The organism is Acidimicrobiales bacterium, assembly GCA_035316325.1.
Taxonomy (GTDB): Bacteria; Actinomycetota; Acidimicrobiia; order Acidimicrobiales; family VFJN01; genus DASXTK01.
Genome location: DATHJB010000212.1, coordinates 57,417 through 75,037 on the forward strand (window position 1 = coordinate 57,417; position 17,621 = coordinate 75,037).

Sequence of the window (17,621 nt, forward strand, 5' to 3'; positions counted from 1 at the left end):
CCGCTCGCCTCGGGTGCAGCGCCGCCTACGTTACGTCGTCGCTTTGGGTCGGGAGGACGCAGGGACCTTCGGAGTGGCGTCGCGGTCCTGGTTGGCCCAGCGAACGAAGAGGCCCGCCAGCACCGGCCACAGCAGCGGCAGGTTGCCGATCTTCATGATCGCCCCGGCCGCCTGCTGGTCGTCCAGCGCGTCGAAGCCGTTCACCCGGGGGGCCAGCTCGTACACCGCGTACAGCGGCGTCTCCGAGAACGTGAGGAAGCCGCCCGGCACCATCGGCACGAGGCCCGCGGCCAGGAACAGGTACACGCCGCGGACCGGCAGCGACGGCTTGAGCTCGGCGAGCGGGCCGCACACCGGCAGCCACAGCAGCAGCCCCGACACCAGCCACGCGACGTCGAGGGCGAACGAGCCGACCTGGCTGGTGCGCAGGTTGTCGACGGTGATCGGGGCGTGGGTGCTGATCAGCACCACGTTGAACACCAGCCCGGCCACCAGCGGTCGGGCCAGCAGGCTCACCAGCCGGGAGGCCCGCAGCTTCGACAGCACCCGCCGCAGCATCCACTCGGGCAGGCCCAGCACCAGCAGCGGCGCGGCCGCCATCGTGTAGAGCACGTACTGGGTCATGTGGGCGGTGGCCAGGTAGCCGGCGCCGAGCGAACCCAGCGGCCAGTCGGTGGACAGCCACAGCACCGCCCAGCCGCCGAGGAAGGCCCAGCGCCGGTTGCGGTCGGTGGCGCTGTCGACCGCGGGGGCGAGTCGCCACGCCAGCACGTAGCCCACCAGCAGCAGGCCCATGAACAGCCAGATGCCGGGGTACGCCCGGGGCGACCAGCTCCACGGGTCGGTCGATGCCGCGCACCACCAGGTCACTTCGGGTACTCCTCCAGCAGGCGGGGGAGGTCGGCGGCCCAGTCTTCCCGGCGGGTGCCGAAGGGGTAGACGAGGTGCGCCTGGTCGTCGGGGGAGAAGGCCAGGATCTGGGCGGCGTGGCCCACCTCGTACTCGCCGTCGTCGCTGGTCTGGCGCACCGATCCGGCGACGAACGAGGCCCGCTCGGCGGCGGCGATCTCGTCGATGGTGCCGGTGAGCCCGACGAAGCTCCCGTCGAAGCCGTCGAGCCAGTCGCGGAGGCGCTCGGGGGTGTCGCGCTCGGGGTCGGTGGTGACGAACACGACGACCGGCTTCGGCATGCCCGGCATCGCGAGGGCGCCGCTGAGGATCGCCATGTGGCCGGGGCAGACGTCGGGGCAGCTGGTGTAGCCGAAGAACAGCAGGGTGAGCCGGCCCTGGGTCTCCTGGGCGAAGTCGTAGGGCCGGCCCGCGGTGTCGGTCAGCGTGAACTCGGGCCGGGCGGTGGCCGGTTCCTGCACGGTGCCGTGCCAGTCGGAGCCGCTGTCGTCGGCGTTGCCTCGCGCGACCGCGGCGATGCCGCCGATGCCGAGCAGCACCACGGCCGCGACCGCGGCGGCGATCACCGTGAGGCGGGTGCGGGGCTCGGGCGGGGGCTTGGGCTCAGGCGGGGATGCGACGGTGGGGGTGTCGACACTCATCAGGGGGCCTCGGCGTCACCGTACCGAACACCCCTGTCCGCGAGCAGATCCGTCATCTCGGCGATCTCGGCCGACTGCGCCTCGACCATGCCGTCGGCGAGGCGGCGCACGAACGGCTCGCCGGCCTCGGCGGCGGCGGACTCGGCCATGTGGATGCCGCCCTCGTGGTGGCGGATCATCAGCTCGAGGAACTGCGTCTCCGCCTCGACGCCCTCGGCCGCGGTGAGCGCCGCGACCTCCTCGTCGCTCGCCAGGCCCGGCATGGGCTCGCCGGCCGGGTGGTCCATCCACTGCATCGGCGGGTCGACGCTGGTGGGCCGGCGACCCCACACGTCGAGCCAGCCACGCAGCTCGCCGATCTGGGCCTGCTGCGTGAGGGCGATGTCCCGGGCGACCTGGCGGATCGTCGGGTCGTCGGTGCGGTCGCGCACCAGCTCGGCCAGCTCGACGGCCTGGTCGTGGTGGACGCCCATGTCGCGGGCGAAGCCCACGTCGACCGAGCCCTCGCCGGGCGGCTCGTCGCGGGCGAGCCACCAGCCGGTGGCGACGCCGAGCAGCGCGGCGACGAGCACCGCGGCGCCCACCAGCCCAGCCGGTCCGGCCAGCCGGCGCGCGCCGGTCATTCCGTGAACGTGGTGCCGCTGTGGCAGGGAGCGTTGGGCTCGGGTGCGTCGAGCGACTTGCGGAAGCGGGTGATGAACTCGTCGGCCCGGGGGTCGGGCAGCGCGTCGAGCTGGATCTGCGCGCCCCAGGCCGAGATGACGACCGGCGCCGGCAGCTCGCCGTCGGCCCACGGGGACGCCAGCGTGTCGGGCTGCTCGGCGTAGGCCTGGACGAGCGCCACCTGGTCGGCGGGCAGGTCGGGACGGAAGGTGATCCACACGGCGCCGTGCTCCAGCGAGTGGACGCCGGCCTCGGTGACGATCGGCTGGTCGTAGAAGGCGCAGGTCTGCCACACCTGGGCGTGGTCGCCGCCCACCGGGGGGATCTGGGCGTAGTCGACGCGGTGGTCGACGTGGTTGCGGCTCAGCCCGTCGTAGGTGACGACCTCGCCCCGCGGCACCGAGGAGGTCGGGCCGCCGGCGCTGTCGTCGGTGCCGCCCGTCTCGTCGTCGTCGTCGCCCGAGCACGCCGCCCCGACGAGCAACAGCACGACCAGTGTCCACGAGAATCCCCGGCGCATCGCCGAACGATATCTTTCGCCGCATGGCGCTACCCCCTCGGCTCAAGGCGCTCGCGGCGCGCGTGGCGAACACCGGCCGCTGGGGCGACGACGACGAGCGCGGCACCCTCAACCTCCTCACCGCCGAGGCGGTGCTGCGGGGCGTGCGGGCGGTGCGGCAGGGCAAGGTGTTCTCGCTGGCCATCCCGTTCGACGAGGACGGCCCGCAGACCGGCGCCATCCCCGGCCGCGACAACCCCGTGCGGCGGATGCTGACGGTCAACTCGGCGTTCACCGGCGACCCGTCCGACTTCTGCACCAGCGACGACACGGTCACGATGGGCGTGCAGGCGTCGACCCACTGGGACGCCCTGGCCCACGTCAGCTACGAGGGTCGCCTCTACAACGGCATCCCCGCCGCCTCGGTGGACGAGTCGGGCGCCGGGCGGCTGGGCATCGACCGCTTCGGCCCGGTCGTCGGGCGGGGGATCCTGGCCGACGTGGCCCGGGTGCACGGCGTCGACCACTTCGACGAGGCCTACCCGATCACCGGCGACGACCTCGACGCCGCCGTCGACAAGGCCGGCGTGCGCGTGGAGCCGGGCGACGTGCTGCTGGTGCGCACCGGGCAGATGCACTGGCTGCGGGAGGGCGACCGGCGGCGCTTCGGCCACCCGGCGCCGGGCCTGTCGACGCAGTCGGTGGAGTGGCTCCGCGACCACGACGTCGCCGCCGTCGCCACCGACACGCTCGCCCTCGAGGTGTTCCCCGGCGAGGACCCGGCGGTGCTCCTCCCGGTACACATGCTGCACCTGGTCGACATGGGCCTGGCGCAGGGCCAGCTGTGGTCGCTCGACGCCCTCGCCGCCGACTGCGCCACCGACGGCCAGTACGACTTCCTCCTCTGCGCCACGCCCCTGCCGCTCACGCGCGCGGTCGGCGGTCCTGTCGCCCCGACCGCGGTCAAATAGTCAGGAGATCCGGCTCGAATCGGGCAGGAAGGGGTCCGAAGGGGTACCGCAGTAGCGGGATTGTCGCGCGGGGTAGTGTGCGGGGAAGGCAAACCAGAGCGCGGGCACCCCCTGGGGAGATCGATGCATCCGGAGACACCGGAGGAGCAGGCGTACTTCGATCACGCCCTCGACCTGCGCGAGCGGCTGGACGCCAACCTCGACCGTGCCGCCTCGTTGGTCGCGGATCCGAAGACCGCCGCCGAGCTGCGTCGCCGCGTCGGCGCCCTCGGGGTGGTCGACCCGGCCCAGTCGGTCGCCTTCGGGCGGATCGACGTCGACCGCACGCCGTACTACATCGGCCGCGGCGCCATCTGGGACGAGAAGAACGACCTCGTGGTCGTCAACTGGCAGGCGCCGGTGGCGGCGCCCTTCTACACGGCGACACCCGACGATCCGGGTGGGCTGGACCGGCGCCGCATCTTCCGCTGCCGCGAGAACCGGATCCTCGACATCGAGGAGCTGGTGTTCGCCGGGGTGGAGGAGATGATCGCGTCGAACGGCGCCCGCGCTCACGACCACGACCACGATCGCGATCAGGACTACGAGCGCGACCACGACCGCGATCAGGACTACGAGCGCGACTACGAGCGTGACGCCGCCGCCGCCCACCACAGCGACAGCGACGAGCCCGACCTGTCCCGCCACGGCCTGGTCATGACCGACACCCTGCTGGAGGCGCTCAGCCGCGAGCGCTCCGGCGAGCTGGCCGACATCGTGGCCACCATCCAGGCCGCCCAGTACGACGTCATCACCCGCGACGCCGAGCAGCTGCTGATCGTGCAGGGCGGGCCGGGCACCGGGAAGACCGTCGTCGGGCTCCACCGGGTGTCGTGGCTGCTCTACAACCGTCGCGACCAGCTCGCCGAGAAGGACGTGCTGATCGTCGGTCCCAACAAGGGCTTCATCCGCTACATCTCCGCGGTCCTGCCGGCGCTGGGTGACGACTCGGTGGTGCAGCTGCCGCTCACGGGCCTGGGGCCGCGGGTGAAGCTGGCACGGGTCGACCCCGTCGTCGTGCGGCGCCTCAAGGGCGACCGCCGGATGCTGCGCCTGATCCTGCGGGCCATCCGCAACCGCGAGCGGGTGTCGCGGCGGATCGTGGAGTTCACCGTCGAGCGGCGGCAGGTGCAGTTCGAGGGCGAGAAGCTGGCGGTGCGGGCGCGGCAGCTGGCGGGCCAGCCCCACAACGACATCCGCCGGGGCCTGCGGTCGTTCGTGATCGACGAGGTGCAGCGGCAGCTCACCACCCAGCGGACCACCCACGACCGGGGCTCCTACGAGATCGACCTGCGGGGCGAGGCCGGCCGCGAGATCGACGACTACCTGGAGCGGGTGTGGCCCCACCTGACGCCGCAGAGCTTCCTGGTGGAGCTGTTCTCCACCCGGAGCCGGCTCGAGGCGGCCGGCGCGGGCCTGCTCACCAGCGAAGAGATCGACCTGCTGCTGTTGCCCCGCGACCTGCCCGTGGCCGACTGGCCCTGGGCGATCGACGACATCCCGCTGCTCGACCTGGCGGAGACGCTGCTCAACGGCCCGCCGCCCACCTACGACCACGTGGTGGTGGACGAGGCGCAGGACCTGTCGCCGATGCAGTTCGAGTCGATCCGGCGCCGCTCCCGCACCGGCTGGATGACCGTGCTGGGCGACCTGGCCCAGGCCACCAGCCCGTGGGCCCCGGCGTCGTGGGAGGAGGTGGCGCTGCACCTGCGGCGCGACCGGGTGCCCATCGAGCTGGCGGAGCTGTCGCTCGGGTACCGGCTGCCGAGCGAGGTGCACGAGGTGGCGATGCGTCTCCTCCCCGAGATCGCGCCCCGGCTGAAGCGACCCGACCCGCTGCGGTCGAGCGGCTATCCGGTGGCGGTCACGGCCGCTCGCCCGGATCAGCTGGCCGACGCCACGGTGCACGTGGTGCGGGGGTTGATCGGCCACGGCCTGGTGGGGGTGGTCACGTCCGAGCGCGACCGGGCGGCCGTCACCGACGCGCTGGTCGCCGCGGGCGTGCCGTGCAGCGCCGAGCTGCAGTCGGGCTCGCCGTCGCACGTCGTGGCGCTGGGCGCCGAGCAGGCCAAGGGCCTCGAGTTCGACAACGTCGTGGTGGTGGAGCCGGCGCAGGTGGCGGCCGAGTCGCCCCAGGGCCTGCGGGCGCTGTTCGTGGCGCTGACCCGCCCGACCCGCCGCCTCGCCCTGGTCCACGCCGAGCCCCTGCCCAAGGTGCTGGGCCTCGACAGCGACCTGCCCGCCCCGGTCAACACCGACACCGACCCGTTCGGCATGGCCCTCTCGCTTGCGGAGCCTTCCGAGGCGTTCGGCACCGGGGCGCTCGGCCCGCCGCCGTCGCCCCCGCCCCCGCCGCCGTCCTCTCCCGGCCGTGGCTTCCTGGCCCCGCCCGACCCGTTCCCGTCGCGGCACGAGATCCAGGCGCAGCCGGCCGCCGCCGCGGCGCCGACGACCACCGATCCCTACGCCCCGACCGAGTACGACGTCCCGATCCAGCCGCCCGCCGCCGCGCCGCCGCCTGCCCCGCCCGCGTACCTGGCCCCCGGTCGCAACAACGGCGTCGGGCCCGGCCCCGGCGTCGAGCACCCGCTGCCCCCGCCACCCCCTCCACCCCCGCCCCCGCCGCCGCTGCTGGCCCCGACATCGACGAGGTCCGTGTCCGAGCCCACCCCCATCGACCTGCGGGTCGAACCGTTCCATCGGGACGCCTTCGCCGGCCTCGACCAGGAGATGGCCCGCGCCGTCGCCGCCAAGCTGTCCGAGGCTCTGCGCCGTTACGCCACGCCTGCTCTGATCCCCCTCGTGGTCGAGCAGATGGCCGAGCTCCTCGGCGAAGACGACGCACCAACCGAAGATGGGTGACGTCCGTCCCTGGTGGATGGACGCCGTCGTCTACCAGATCTACCCAAGGTCGCTGCGCGACACGTCGGGCACCGGCGTCGGCGACCTGAACGGCGTCCGCGCCCAGCTCGACCACATCGCCTGGCTCGGCTTCGACGCCCTGTGGCTGTCGCCGATCTACCCGTCGCCGATGGCCGACCATGGCTACGACGTGGCCGACTACTGCGACGTCGAGCCGCTGTTCGGCACGCTCGACGACTTCGACCACCTCCTGGCCGAGGCCCACGAGCGCGACCTGAGGGTGCTGCTCGACTGGGTGCCCAACCACTCCAGCGACGCCCACCCCTGGTTCCTGGCGTCCCGCTCGTCGCGTGACGACCCCCGGCGCGACTGGTACCTGTGGGTCGACGGCACGCCCGACGCGCCGCCCAACGACTGGCCGGCAGCGTTCCCCGCCGGTGCCGCCTGGGCGTGGGACGAGGGCACCGAGGCCTGGTACTACCACCGCTACACGCCTCAGCAGCCCGACCTGAACTGGGCCAACCCCGAGGTCGTGGCGGCGATGCACGACACCCTACGGTTCTGGTTCGACCGCGGCGTCGACGGCTTCCGCATGGACGTCATCCACCAGATCGGCAAGGACATGCGCCGGGTCACCGCCGGGGTCGGCAGCCCGGTCGACCCCGCCCGCACCCACGAGCTGCTGCGGGGCATCCGCAAGGTGGTCGACTCGTACCCCGGCGACCGGGTGGCGGTGGGCGAGGTGTACATCCTCGACGTGGCCGAGGTGACGACGTACATCGGCCGCGAGGCCGGGGAGCTGCACCTGGCGTTCGACTTCGTGCCGCTGTGGTCCGACTGGACGGCGGCGACGTGGCGCGAGCACCTGCAGGAGGCGCTGACCGCCCACGCCGCGGTCGACGCCTGGCCCACGTGGGTGCTGGGCAGCCACGACATCGCCCGCCTGCGCACCCGGCTGGGGCGCGACGAGTCGGCTCGGGCCGCGGTCGTGCTGCTGCTGGGCCTGCGGGGGACCGCGTTCGTCTACGCGGGCGACGAGCTGGGGCTGGAGGATGCCGTGGTGCCGCCCGAGCAGGTCGAGGACCCGGCCGGCTTCCGTGACGGCTGCCGGGCGCCGATCCCGTGGGAGGGCCCGCCGTCGTACGGCTGGACCGACACGACGCCGTGGCTGCCGTGGCCACCGGGCGCCGACACCCGCAACGCCGCAGCTCTGCGTGAGGACCCGTCGTCGATCCTGCACCTGTACCGCCGGATGCTGGCGGCCCGCCGGGAGTCGCCGGCGCTGCACGCGGGCGAGATGACGCTGCTCCCGAGCGACGACGACGTGCTGGCGTGGGTGCGGACCGCGAGCGACGGCGCCGACCGCCGGGTCGTGGCCGTCAACTTCGCCGACGAGCCCCGGGCGTGGGAGCTGCCGGCGGGGGAGTGGACGGTCGAGGTCGCCAGCGTCGGGCCTGAGGGTGAGCGCTACGGGGGCGAGCTGGCCCCCTTCCAGGCCGTCGTACTCCGCTGAGACCTACTGCAGGCCCCGGAAGGCGCCGCCGTCGACGGGGATCGCCGTGCCGGTGACGAAGCGGGCGGCGTCGGAGCACAGGAAGGCCACCACGGCACCGAAGTCCTCCGGCTGCCCGACCACCTTGGCCGGGATGTCGGCCGCGGCGTCCTCCGGGTTGCCGCGGTAGAGCTGGGTCATCCGGTCGGTGGCGTGGATGCCGGGCTGCACCGAGTTGACGGTGACGCCCTTGTCGGCGACCTCGGTGGCGAGGGTCTTGAGGAACCCGGTGACCCCCGCCCGCGCCGTGTTCGACAGGATCAGCATCGGGTTCGGCTGGCGGACCGCCATCGAGGTGATGGCCACCACCCGCCCCCAGCCCTGCTCGCACATGGCGGGCACGGCGGCCTTGCACATGGCGACCGTCGACAGCAGGTTGAGCTCCAGTGCGGGCAGGTAGGCCTCGAGCGGGGTGGTCTCGAACGTCCCGGGCGGTGGACCGCCGGCGTTGGGCACGAGGATGTCGAGCCCGCCGAGCTCGACGGTGGCCTCCTCCACGAAGCTGAGGGCGCCGGGGACGGTCGACACGTCGGCCTGCAGGGCGATGGCGTCGGGCAGGTCGGCGACGGCCGCGGCCAGCTTGTGGGGGTCGCGGCCGCAGATCGCCACCCGCACCCCCTCGGCCGCCAGCGCCCGGGCGGAGGCGAGGCCGAGGCCGGCGGACGAGGCGGCGACGGCGGCCCGGCGTCCGGCGAGTCCGAAGTCCATGGTGACAGTTTGCCTCGGCGAAGCCCGAGACCGCTTGGGGCGGCGGCGGGGTGGTCGGTACGGGGACCCTACCGGGAGGCAGGATGAGCCCATGAGCGACGCGAGCGACACGACGATGCCGGCGGTCGACGGGGTCTGCGAGGAGTGCGGGTTCGACTACGACGGCCTCACCGACGCGGAGGTGCCCGAGCGGCTGCGCGACCTGGGCCGTCGCTACCGGACGCCCCTGAGTCGGGGACTGAAGGGCGAGGACCTCGACGCCCTGGTGCGGGCGCACCCGACGCCCGGGGTCTGGTCGGCGCTGGAGTACGCCTGCCACGTCCGTGACGTCCTCCAGGTGCAGCGGGAGCGGCTGGAGCTGGCCCTGGCGGAGGACGTGCCCTCCTACACGCCGATGGGGCGGGAGGAGAGGGTGGTGGACGACCGCTACAACGAGCAGGCACCGCTCGCCGTCGCCGACCAGCTGGCCGCCAACGGTGAGGCGCTCGCCGATTGGTTCGCGGTCCTCGACGCCGACCAGTGGGCCCGCCGGGCGCTGTACGGCTACCCCGAACCGACCGAGCGCGACATGCGCTGGCTGGGCCGCCACACGGTCCACGAGGGCCACCACCACCTCCTCGACGTCGGCCGAGTCCTCCGGGCCGCGCGCGGTCGGTAGTGCACTAGCGTCGTTCCGGCAGGACGGGCGACGGATAGGGATGCGGGCATGTTCGAGCGGTTCAGCGACGAGGCTCGGCGCACGGTCGTGCGCGCGTTGGTGGAGGCCCGGCTCCTCGGGCACGACTACGTGGGCACGGAGCACGCGCTGATCGCCCTGGCCACGGCCGGCAGCACGGCGACCGCCCTGGCTTCCGAGGGGGTGACGCTCGAACGGGCCCGGGTGGCGGTGTCCGACGTGGTCGGCCGCGACACGGCGTCGACCTCCTGGGAAGAAGGTCCCTACACGGCCCGGGTGCGGCACACCTTCGAGCTGAGCGTGCGGGAGGCGTTCGGAGTCGAGCACCACTACGTCGCCAACAGCCACCTGCTGCTGGGCCTGCTGCGGCTGGGGCAGGGCAACGGGGTGCGGGCGCTGGAGTCGCTCGGCGTCGACCTCGCCGGCCTGCGCCGCAAGGTGGCGGTGGGCCTCGACAGCGAGCAGCCGCCGTCGCCGCCGCCGGACCGGCGGACGGCGATCAGCGCCGGCCACCGCCTGGCGATCAAGCAGCCGGCCGAGGTCGACCTGCGGGACGACCCGCGGACGGCCACCGACGTCGCCACGGCCGACCCCGAGGAGTCGGACGAGCCGGAGGGGCCGGCGATCCGGCACCGGCGCCGCGCCACCAACGGCGAGGTGGCGCCCCGGGCCCACGCCTGCTCGTTCTGCGAGGGGGAGCTGGGCCACGGCGACCGGTTCGTCGCCGGCACCACCGCCCGGATCTGCGTGGAGTGCGTGCGCGCCAGCGCTCGGCTGCTCGGGGTGATGGACGCGCTGAGCCAGGACTTCACGCTCGTGTTCGACGGCGAGAGCCGTACCGCTACGTTGAGCCTCGGCACGTCACCCTCCCGCGGGTGACCGAGGAAGGCAGGCACCTGGTGGGCGATCTCGACTTCGTGGACGTGCGGCTCTGGGAGGCCGACGCCGTGGTGCTGTTCGACTGGCTGCTGAAGGTCGACCTCGACCGCGTGCCGGTGGAGCACCCGGGCCAGCGTCAGGCGTTGGCCGACCTGTTCGGGCGCCTGGGCCACGTGCTCGACGTGCCGTCGAACGAGCAGTTGATCGACGCTCTGGAGCAGCTCACCCGCCACGCCGACTGACCGGGGCCGGCGCCGCGAGGGGCACCGGTAGCCGGTCCGGGGGCTCGACCTCGTCGGCGACGGGGAGCAGCACCCGGAACGTGGTGCCCTCCCCGGACGACACGTCGACCTCGGCGATCCCGCCGTGCGCGGTGACGATGGCGTCGACGATGGCGAGCCCCAGCCCGGCGCCCCCACCGGGACGGTGACGGGCCTGGTCCGTCCGGTAGAAGCGGTCGAAGACCCGCTCGGCCTGGTCGGTGGTGAGGCCGGGCCCCTCGTCACGCACCTCCAGCTCGGCCCAGCCCTGGTCGTCGCGCCGGGTGCGGCCGACCGCCACCTCCACCTTGGTGCCGCCCGGCGTGTGGGTCAGGGCGTTCTCCACCAGGTTGGTCACCACGTGGCGCAGGCGGATCTCGTCGCCCTGCACCACCAGCGGCGCCTCCGGCCCGACGAACACGATCGGCCGGTCGAGGGCCACCACCCGGGCGGCGTCGGCGGCGTCGCGGGCGGCCAGCACCAGGTCGACGGGCGCGGTCTCGAGCGGGTGCCGCTGGTCGAGTCGGGTGAGCAGCAGCATGTCGTCGACCAGCTGGCCCATGCGCAGCGACTCCCGCTCGACGTGGCGGAGCACGTCGTCGATGGTGTCCGGGTCGACGCGGGCGCTGTGGCGGCCGGCCTCCGTGAAGCTGCGCAGCGACATGAGGGGCGCCCGCAGCTCGCGGGAGGCGTCGGCGACGAACTGCCGCAGCCGCCGGTCGGTCTGCCGGGCCACGCCCTCGGCCCGCTCCCGGCCCAGGGCCGCGGACTGCACCTGGTCGGCCATGGTGTTGAAGGCCCGTCCGATGCGGCCCAGCTCGGTGTGGGGGTCGGCCTCGGGTGCCCGTTGGCCCCAGTCGCCCTCGGCAAGGGCCAGCGCCGCCGCCTCGATGCCGGGCAGGGGGCGCAGCGACCGGCGGACCACCAGGTAGGCGGCCGCGGCCAGGGCGCCGAGCAGGGCGAGGCCACCCACCAGGCTCACCCGGCCGAGGCGGGCGACGGTGGCGTCGACGTCGTCGAGGCTGCGGGCGACGACCAGGCTGCCGGCCCGATCGCTGACCGGTTCGACGACCACCCGCCAGTCGGGCTCGCCCCCGGCGCCGGCGACGGTGAACGGACGTCTGCCCAGCTCACGGACATCCTCGAGGGTGAGCGACGGCAGTGCCGGGGCGGCCTCGTCGGGCGACGGCGGGGCCCAGCGCTCGTCCACCACCCGCCCGGAGGGGCTGACCAGGCTCACGTAGAAGGGGCTGGGCAGGTCGGCGGGCGCGGTGTCGGCCAGGCCGTCGTCGATGGGCCGGACGGCGACCTGCAGCTGGGCGTCGAGCCGGTCGACGAGGTAGCTGCGCACGAGCCTCGCCCCGACCAGCCCGTTCAGGGCCAGGGCGAGAGCGCTGAGGCCGAGCAGGCTGCCGAGGAGCTTCAGCCAGAGCGGCACGCCTCTCCACACCCGGCTCACCGTAGAGCGTTCCAGGCCGAGGATTCGGCGGAAACATTGAGGTTCCCCTCAGCGGTGTCTCAGGTTCGCGAGCGCACCATGACGCCATGCCCGACCCGTCTGCCGACGACAACCCCCAGGCCCCCACCCCTGCCCCCGAGCACTCGAGCCCCGCTCCGCCGCCACCGCGGCATCGTCCGGCGCCCCCCACGGGTCCCCCCGTCGCTCCGCCGACCCCCCCGGCCGCCGGCCCGCCGATCACCCCGGCGGTGCCGGCGGTTCCGGCGGGCGGGTTGCCGCCGCTCGGCCCTCCTCCGCCGCCCGCTCCGCCCACCCACCCCGGCGCCGCCGCCGCACCTGCCCGCGGCGGCGGTGGCCGGGGTCGGCGGATCGCGGCCCCCGCCCTGGTCGTGGCACTGGCCCTGGCCAGCGGGACCGTCGGCGCCGTCGCCGCCACGGCCCTCGACGACGACTCGCCCCACGATGCCGTCACCAGCGACGCCCTCAGCTCCCTCGACCCGGTGTCCCAGGACAACGGCAACGCCGCCGCCGCCGACCCCGACGAGCCGCTGTCCCAGGCTGCCGCCAAGGTCCTGCCCAGCGTGGTGTCGATCACCGCCACCGACGGGCGCCAGAGCGGCGAGGGCTCCGGGGTCATCATCAGCAGCGACGGCCTCGTCCTCACCAACAACCACGTCGTGGCGCTGGCGGCCGAAGGCGGACAGCTGGAGGTCACCCTCCCCGACGGCTCCACCGCCAACGCCAGCATCGAGGGCCGCGATCCCGCCAGCGACCTGGCCGTCATCCGGATCGAGGGCCAGGACGACCTGACCCCGGCCACGTTCGGCAGCAGCGACGACCTCTCCGTCGGCGACGCCGTGCTGGCGGTGGGCAGCCCCCTGGGCCTCGACGGCTCCGTCACCGCCGGCATCGTCAGCGCCAAGGACCGGGCCATCACGCTGGGCGAGGACACCGCGTCGTCCACCACGGCCGTGGTCTCGGCCATCCAGACCGACGCTGCCATCAACCCTGGCAACTCCGGCGGCGCCCTGGTCGACAACGAGGGCCAGGTCGTCGGCATCAACACGGCGATCGCCTCGCTGGCGTCGCCGCAGATGGCCGGCTCGCAGACCGGCAGCATCGGGCTCGGCTTCGCCATCCCGATCGGCCAGGCCCGCGACATCGCCGACCAGCTGGTCAACGACGGCGAGGCCACCCACGCCTTCCTGGGCGTCCAGATGGTGGACGACGAGGCGACCGCCGGGGCCACCCTGGCCGCGGTCGAGCCCGACAGCCCGGCCGCCAAGGCGGGCCTGCAGGAGGGCGACGTCGTCACCGGCATCGACGACGACCAGGTCGACGACGTGGCGTCGCTCACCGCCCGGATCCGGGCCCACGCCCCGGGCGACAAGGTCACGCTGCAGGTCACCCGCGACGGCGACGAGCAAGAGGTCGAGGTGACGCTGGGGACGTTCCCCAACGAATCGTCGTAGTCGCGCTACCCCTGGTGGTTGTCATCCCGGCGGCGCTGCGGTTGACTCCCCGCATGGCGGGCCCGACTTGAGGAGTGACCGGATGTCGATCGCCAAGGTCATCGAGATCAGTGCGTCGTCGACCCAGGGCTTCGAGGATGCCATCAGCACGGGCATCGCTCGGGCGTCGGAGACGATCCACGGGATCGAAGGCGCCTGGGTGAAGGAGCAGAAGGTGGTGATCGTCGACAACCGGGTCACCGACTATCGGGTCAGCCTGGCCATCACCTTCAAGGTCGACTGATCCCCAGCAAACCGAACTTGCGTGGCTCGTGGTCGCTATGGCGCCACCTGCCACGCAATTTCGCGTTCAGCCGCCGGGGAGGCTCACGTCGCTGTGCACCACCCGGCCGCCGACCACGGTGAGCCCCACGTCGAGTTCGGCGATCTTCTCGGGCGGGACGGTGGTCGGGTCCGACGACAGCACCACCAGGTCGGCCCGGAAGCCCTCGACGAGCCGGCCGGCCTCGTGCTCGCGCTGCTGGGCGGTGGCGCCGCCGACCGTGTACATCTCCACGGCCTCGGCGGCCGTCAGCGCCTGGTCGGGCTCGAAGCCGTGGCGGGTGACGGCCGCGGTGAGCGCGGCGAGCACGTCGGGCGGCTCGATCGGAGCGTCGGACGACCCCGCCAGCACCACGCCGGCGTCGCGCAGGGACCGGAACGGGTAGGTGCACGGCGTCCGGTCGTCGCCGAGGCGCTCGCCCAGCCAATCGGCCTCGCTGCGCAGCGACAACGGCTGCACCACGGCGACCACGCCCAGGTCGGCGAAGCGCCGGGCCGACCCCCCGTCGAGCACCGAGGCGTGCTCGATGCGGTGGCGGGGGCTGGTGCCCGACGAGTCGGGGTAGCGGGCAGCCAGGTCGGCGAACAGGTCGAGCGCCACCTCGTTGGCGGCGTCGCCCACCGCGTGGATGCACACCTGCAGGCCCGCGAGGTGGGCGGCCTCCATGCGGGCGGCGGCGACGGCGGGGTCGAGCACCAGCCAGCCCAGCTCCGACGGGTCGTCGGCATAGGGCAAGTGCAGGGAGGCGCTGCGGGCGCCGAGGGTGCCGTCGAGGTAGAGCTTCACGCCGCCGACCACCCGGTTCCGGGCGGGGTCGTGCAGCGACGACGACGTGCGGGCGTCGATCGCCTTGGCCGGCTGGCCGCCGAGCACGGCGTGGCTGCCGAGCCACAGGTCCTCGACGAAGATCATCATCCCGACGCTCTCCAGCTCGCCGGCCGGGCCGCCGGGGCCCTCGGCGTCGGTCTGGAGCACCGATGAGATGGCGGTGACACCCTGGGCGGCAAGGCCGCCGAAGACGTCGGGGGTCATCGCCCGCAGGGCGTCGAGGCCCGGCAGCGGCACGGCGCCGAGCAGGATCCGGGTGGCGGTCTCGCGGCAGACGCCGGTGAGGCGGCCGCGCTCGTCGCGGTCGAACGTGCCGCCGGGCGGGTTCTCCCGGACGCCGCGGATGCCGGCGACCGCCAGGGCCACTGTGTTGCCCATCGACGTGTGCCCGTCGCGGGCCAGCAGCACGACCGCCCGGCCGGAGCCCACCTTGTCGAGCTCGGCGATGTTGGGCATCCGCCGCTCGACCAGCTGCTCGGCGGCGATCTTCACGCCCAGCACGAACTCCCCGGGCGGGGTGTCCTGGGCCCGGTCCGACAGGGCGTCGAGCACGTCGGCGATCGACCGGGCGGGGCTGAGGTCCAGGTGGAAGGCGTAGAAGCACATCGTGATCGGGTGCAGGTGCGCATCCACGAAGCCGGGGAGCAGGGCGCGGCCGGCAAGTTCGAGCACGGCCGGGCCGTCGCCGCCGAGGTCGCCGGTCTCGGGTAGCCCGAGGGCGCGGCGGCAGTCGTCTTCCGAGCCGACGGCGACGATGCGACCGTCCCGGGTGGCGACGGCATGGGCCTCGGGCCGTCGAGGGTCGACGGTGACGACGGGTCCGCCCCGGTAGAGCACGCCGCGGGCATCGGTCGCCGGATGCTGGACCATGTGGGAACCGCAACGTACCCGCCCGCCGTCCTACCCGCTGAAAACCCTCGATGTTGTGGAGGAACTTGCGATGCGACGAGCAGTGGTAGCTGCGTTGGCGGTGGTCCCGCTGTCGTTGACGATGGCGTCACCGGCCGGCGCGTGCGGTGGCCTGGTGGGCGAGAACGGCTCGATCGAGCTGCTGCGCACCACCACGCTGGCGGCGTACAGCGACGGCGTGGAGCGGTACGTGACCGGCTTCGAGTTCACGGGCGAGGGCGAGGAGGTCGGGTCGATCATCCCGCTGCCCGACGTGCCCACCGAGGTCATCAGGGGCGGCGACTGGACGCTGCAGCGCCTCTCCCAGGAGGTCGCCCCGCCGGCTCCGGAGGCGGCCGCCTCGTTGGGCGCCGACTCCGACACGTCGGCCGGCGCGGAGATCATCCTGGAGACCCAGATCGACGCCCTCGACATCACCGTGCTCAAGGGCGGCGGCGACGAGGTGGGGGACTGGGCCACCGAGAACGGCTTCCTGCTCACCCCCGACGCCCCCGAGGTGCTCGACTTCTACGCCGAGCGCTCGCCTGTGTTCATGGCGGCCCGCTTCGACGCCGATCGGGCCGAGGAGCTGGGCCAGGGCGCCGGCGACAGCACGCCGATCATGGCCACGATCCCGACCGACGATCCCTGGGTGCCGCTGCGCATCCTCGGCCTTGGTCTCGACGACGACCAGGTGGTGGAGGCCGACGTCTTCATGCTCACCGACGAGGAGCCCGACCTGCTCGCCGGCGGCGCGGGCGTCGACGTGGTGCGCAGCGAGGCGGCGTCTGACCTGCTGCTCGACGACCTGCGCTCCGACGTGGGGATGGAGTGGGTGCCGGAGTCGATGTGGCTCTCGTACCTGCAGGTGAACACGCCGGCGGGCGACCTCGACTTCGACCTGGCGGCGTCGACCGAGCCGGATACCACACCGTCGCTGGTCGATGCCGGCGTCGACGCTCCCCAGGCCCTGCGGCTGGAGTTGGATGGCCCCGGGCCCGCCCTGTGGCCCGTGGTCCTGGGCGCCGGTGCCGGTCTCGCCGCCCTGGTCCTGGGCATCCGCCGTTCCCGCCTCGCCGGCCGCCGGATGCCGATCTGATGGCCACCTCGACTGACCAGGTGTCGCCGGGCTCGACGGTTGCGGCCGCGGGCCCGGCGGCTCCGGCCGCTCCCTCCGGGGTCCGACGCCGGGGCCGGGGTCGGGGTCGGGGTCGGCTGGGTCGTGTCGTCGTCGCCGGGGTCGTGGCCCTGGCGGCGACGGGGGCCGGGTATGGGTACGAGGCGATCACGGGCGACGAGGCGCCGCCACCCGCCCTGCTCGGGCCGGGCGACGTCACCGTGCGGGTCGGCATCGAGCACTCGCTGTACGACGTGGACGAGATCCACGTGGTGGAGGGCACCCGGGTCCGGTTCGTGGTCGACAACGGCGACCCGATCGGCCACGAGCTGATCACCGGCCCGCCGGCGATCCACGTCCAGCACGCCAACGGCACCCACCCGCAGCACGCGAGCATCCCGGGCGAGGTGTCGGTCGGCGGCGGCGACCTGGCGATCACCACATTCGAGTTCGACGACGTCGGCGAGTTTGAGTTCGCGTGTCATCTGCCCCGCCATTACGAATACGGGATGCACGGGATCGTGGTGGTGGAGCCGCGCTAGGGGCGGGGGATACAGCCGGAGGCGGCGTCGACGATGTTGCGTCCGTCGGCCTCGGTGCAGTAGTCGATCCGCTCGGGGCTCGTGTCGGCCAGCGACGTCGCACACCCTGTGAGCAGGTACAACGCAGTAGCAGCTGGGATTCCCAGCAGCCAGCGGGTCGTGTGGTTGCCCCAAGCCCGCCCGGTGACGCGTTCCGTGCTCATGTGCTGACGTCTCGTCGTTGGCGCAAGTTACACGGGCGTGATCGGCTACGCAAGAAGTTGTGTCGGTCACGTTACGTGGCTGACGATGACGAGTGCCCTACACGGAGCGTGGTGGGATCACACGGCTATGT

18 protein-coding genes are annotated in these 17,621 nt (G+C 73.5%); 10 read left to right on the top strand and 8 right to left on the bottom strand.

Features of this window, described 5'->3' with window-relative positions; all coding sequences use genetic code 11:
* Positions 1–30 precede the first annotated feature (30 nt).
* Genes VK611_27585 through VK611_27600 form a run of 4 tightly spaced genes read right to left on the bottom strand, consistent with a single transcriptional unit; the run spans position 31 to position 2,733 of the window.
* Entirely contained in the window at positions 31–870 is an 840-nt protein-coding gene (locus VK611_27585; protein HMG45125.1) for a cytochrome c oxidase assembly protein, read from the bottom strand.
* Complete coding sequence (locus VK611_27590) at positions 867–1,550, bottom strand: SCO family protein (protein ID HMG45126.1); 684 nt, start codon at positions 1,548–1,550, stop codon at positions 867–869. The genes VK611_27585 and VK611_27590 overlap by 4 nt, the downstream gene beginning before the upstream one ends.
* A complete protein-coding gene (locus VK611_27595) occupies positions 1,550–2,173 on the bottom strand; it encodes a DUF305 domain-containing protein (protein ID HMG45127.1) in 624 nt (207 codons plus the stop codon). The genes VK611_27590 and VK611_27595 overlap by 1 nt, the downstream gene beginning before the upstream one ends.
* Positions 2,170–2,733 carry a DUF3105 domain-containing protein gene (locus VK611_27600; protein ID HMG45128.1) on the bottom strand — a complete coding sequence of 188 codons (564 nt, stop codon included), beginning with the start codon at positions 2,731–2,733 and terminating at the stop codon, positions 2,170–2,172. Before VK611_27600 ends, VK611_27595 begins: the two co-directional genes overlap by 4 nt.
* Positions 2,734–2,756: 23 nt before the next feature.
* Here VK611_27600 and VK611_27605 point away from each other — a divergent pair, with 23 nt between their 5' ends.
* From VK611_27605 to VK611_27615, 3 genes are all read left to right on the top strand, one after another.
* Positions 2,757–3,683: a cyclase family protein gene (locus VK611_27605; GenBank protein ID HMG45129.1), complete on the top strand. Its 927-nt coding sequence runs from the start codon at positions 2,757–2,759 to the stop codon at positions 3,681–3,683.
* 123 nt (positions 3,684–3,806) lie between these two features.
* Positions 3,807–6,584 carry an ATP-binding domain-containing protein gene (locus VK611_27610; protein ID HMG45130.1) on the top strand — a complete coding sequence of 926 codons (2,778 nt, stop codon included), beginning with the start codon at positions 3,807–3,809 and terminating at the stop codon, positions 6,582–6,584.
* Positions 6,577–8,097, top strand: a complete 1,521-nt coding sequence (locus VK611_27615) for an alpha-amylase family glycosyl hydrolase (GenBank protein HMG45131.1) — start codon at positions 6,577–6,579, stop codon at positions 8,095–8,097. The genes VK611_27610 and VK611_27615 overlap by 8 nt, the downstream gene beginning before the upstream one ends.
* A gap of 3 nt (positions 8,098–8,100) precedes the next feature.
* Here the strand turns inward: VK611_27615 and VK611_27620 are convergent, their stop codons facing one another.
* Positions 8,101–8,844, bottom strand: a complete 744-nt coding sequence (locus tag VK611_27620) for an SDR family oxidoreductase (GenBank protein ID HMG45132.1) — start codon at positions 8,842–8,844, stop codon at positions 8,101–8,103.
* Between the two features lie 91 nt (positions 8,845–8,935).
* On the opposite strand from VK611_27620, the gene VK611_27625 reads away from it, so the two are divergent.
* Genes VK611_27625 through VK611_27635 form a run of 3 tightly spaced genes read left to right on the top strand, consistent with a single transcriptional unit; the run spans position 8,936 to position 10,641 of the window.
* Entirely contained in the window at positions 8,936–9,502 is a 567-nt protein-coding gene (locus tag VK611_27625) for a DinB family protein (protein HMG45133.1), read from the top strand.
* 48 nt (positions 9,503–9,550) lie between these two features.
* Positions 9,551–10,399: a Clp protease N-terminal domain-containing protein gene (locus VK611_27630; protein ID HMG45134.1), complete on the top strand. Its 849-nt coding sequence runs from the start codon at positions 9,551–9,553 to the stop codon at positions 10,397–10,399.
* Entirely contained in the window at positions 10,396–10,641 is a 246-nt protein-coding gene (locus VK611_27635) for a hypothetical protein (protein ID HMG45135.1), read from the top strand. The genes VK611_27630 and VK611_27635 overlap by 4 nt, the downstream gene beginning before the upstream one ends.
* On the opposite strand, the gene VK611_27640 is transcribed toward VK611_27635, so the two are convergent.
* Entirely contained in the window at positions 10,622–12,109 is a 1,488-nt protein-coding gene (locus VK611_27640; protein ID HMG45136.1) for a HAMP domain-containing sensor histidine kinase, read from the bottom strand. The two genes, VK611_27635 and VK611_27640, sit on opposite strands and share 20 nt — an antisense overlap.
* A gap of 95 nt (positions 12,110–12,204) precedes the next feature.
* Here VK611_27640 and VK611_27645 point away from each other — a divergent pair, with 95 nt between their 5' ends.
* Together VK611_27645 and VK611_27650 are read left to right on the top strand one after the other, a co-directional pair.
* Positions 12,205–13,590 (top strand): trypsin-like peptidase domain-containing protein, encoded by a 1,386-nt coding sequence (locus VK611_27645; GenBank protein ID HMG45137.1) that lies wholly within the window; start codon positions 12,205–12,207, stop codon positions 13,588–13,590.
* 82 nt (positions 13,591–13,672) lie between these two features.
* Positions 13,673–13,873, top strand: coding sequence for a dodecin family protein (locus tag VK611_27650; GenBank protein ID HMG45138.1), 201 nt, complete (start codon positions 13,673–13,675; stop codon positions 13,871–13,873).
* A gap of 66 nt (positions 13,874–13,939) precedes the next feature.
* Here the strand turns inward: VK611_27650 and VK611_27655 are convergent, their stop codons facing one another.
* Positions 13,940–15,610 (bottom strand): amidohydrolase, encoded by a 1,671-nt coding sequence (locus VK611_27655; protein HMG45139.1) that lies wholly within the window; start codon positions 15,608–15,610, stop codon positions 13,940–13,942.
* Between the two features lie 70 nt (positions 15,611–15,680).
* Between VK611_27655 and VK611_27660 the strand changes: the two genes are divergently transcribed.
* Complete coding sequence (locus VK611_27660; GenBank protein HMG45140.1) at positions 15,681–16,727, top strand: DUF2330 domain-containing protein; 1,047 nt, start codon at positions 15,681–15,683, stop codon at positions 16,725–16,727.
* Positions 16,727–17,287, top strand: a complete 561-nt coding sequence (locus tag VK611_27665) for a plastocyanin/azurin family copper-binding protein (protein ID HMG45141.1) — start codon at positions 16,727–16,729, stop codon at positions 17,285–17,287. Before VK611_27660 ends, VK611_27665 begins: the two co-directional genes overlap by 1 nt.
* Here VK611_27665 and VK611_27670 read toward each other — a convergent pair.
* Positions 17,284–17,490, bottom strand: coding sequence for a hypothetical protein (locus VK611_27670; GenBank protein ID HMG45142.1), 207 nt, complete (start codon positions 17,488–17,490; stop codon positions 17,284–17,286). The two genes, VK611_27665 and VK611_27670, sit on opposite strands and share 4 nt — an antisense overlap.
* Positions 17,491–17,621: the final 131 nt, after the last annotated feature.

What these genes read in the sequence shown, in the direction of transcription:
- VK611_27600 (HMG45128.1), bottom strand. Translation starts at nt 2,733, where the DNA reads ATGCGCCGGGGATTCTCGTGGACACTGGTCGTGCTGTTGCTCGTCGGG.
- VK611_27625 (HMG45133.1), top strand. Translation starts at nt 8,936, where the DNA reads ATGAGCGACGCGAGCGACACGACGATGCCGGCGGTCGACGGGGTCTGC.
- VK611_27645 (HMG45137.1), top strand. Translation starts at nt 12,205, where the DNA reads ATGCCCGACCCGTCTGCCGACGACAACCCCCAGGCCCCCACCCCTGCC.
- VK611_27660 (HMG45140.1), top strand. Translation starts at nt 15,681, where the DNA reads ATGCGACGAGCAGTGGTAGCTGCGTTGGCGGTGGTCCCGCTGTCGTTG.
- VK611_27655 (HMG45139.1), bottom strand. Translation starts at nt 15,610, where the DNA reads ATGGTCCAGCATCCGGCGACCGATGCCCGCGGCGTGCTCTACCGGGGC.
- VK611_27605 (HMG45129.1), top strand. Translation starts at nt 2,757, where the DNA reads ATGGCGCTACCCCCTCGGCTCAAGGCGCTCGCGGCGCGCGTGGCGAAC.
- VK611_27630 (HMG45134.1), top strand. Translation starts at nt 9,551, where the DNA reads ATGTTCGAGCGGTTCAGCGACGAGGCTCGGCGCACGGTCGTGCGCGCG.
- VK611_27610 (HMG45130.1), top strand. Translation starts at nt 3,807, where the DNA reads ATGCATCCGGAGACACCGGAGGAGCAGGCGTACTTCGATCACGCCCTC.
- VK611_27650 (HMG45138.1), top strand. Translation starts at nt 13,673, where the DNA reads ATGTCGATCGCCAAGGTCATCGAGATCAGTGCGTCGTCGACCCAGGGC.
- VK611_27615 (HMG45131.1), top strand. Translation starts at nt 6,577, where the DNA reads ATGGGTGACGTCCGTCCCTGGTGGATGGACGCCGTCGTCTACCAGATC.
- VK611_27595 (HMG45127.1), bottom strand. Translation starts at nt 2,173, where the DNA reads ATGACCGGCGCGCGCCGGCTGGCCGGACCGGCTGGGCTGGTGGGCGCC.
- VK611_27620 (HMG45132.1), bottom strand. Translation starts at nt 8,844, where the DNA reads ATGGACTTCGGACTCGCCGGACGCCGGGCCGCCGTCGCCGCCTCGTCC.
- VK611_27670 (HMG45142.1), bottom strand. Translation starts at nt 17,490, where the DNA reads ATGAGCACGGAACGCGTCACCGGGCGGGCTTGGGGCAACCACACGACC.
- VK611_27665 (HMG45141.1), top strand. Translation starts at nt 16,727, where the DNA reads ATGGCCACCTCGACTGACCAGGTGTCGCCGGGCTCGACGGTTGCGGCC.
- VK611_27590 (HMG45126.1), bottom strand. Translation starts at nt 1,550, where the DNA reads ATGAGTGTCGACACCCCCACCGTCGCATCCCCGCCTGAGCCCAAGCCC.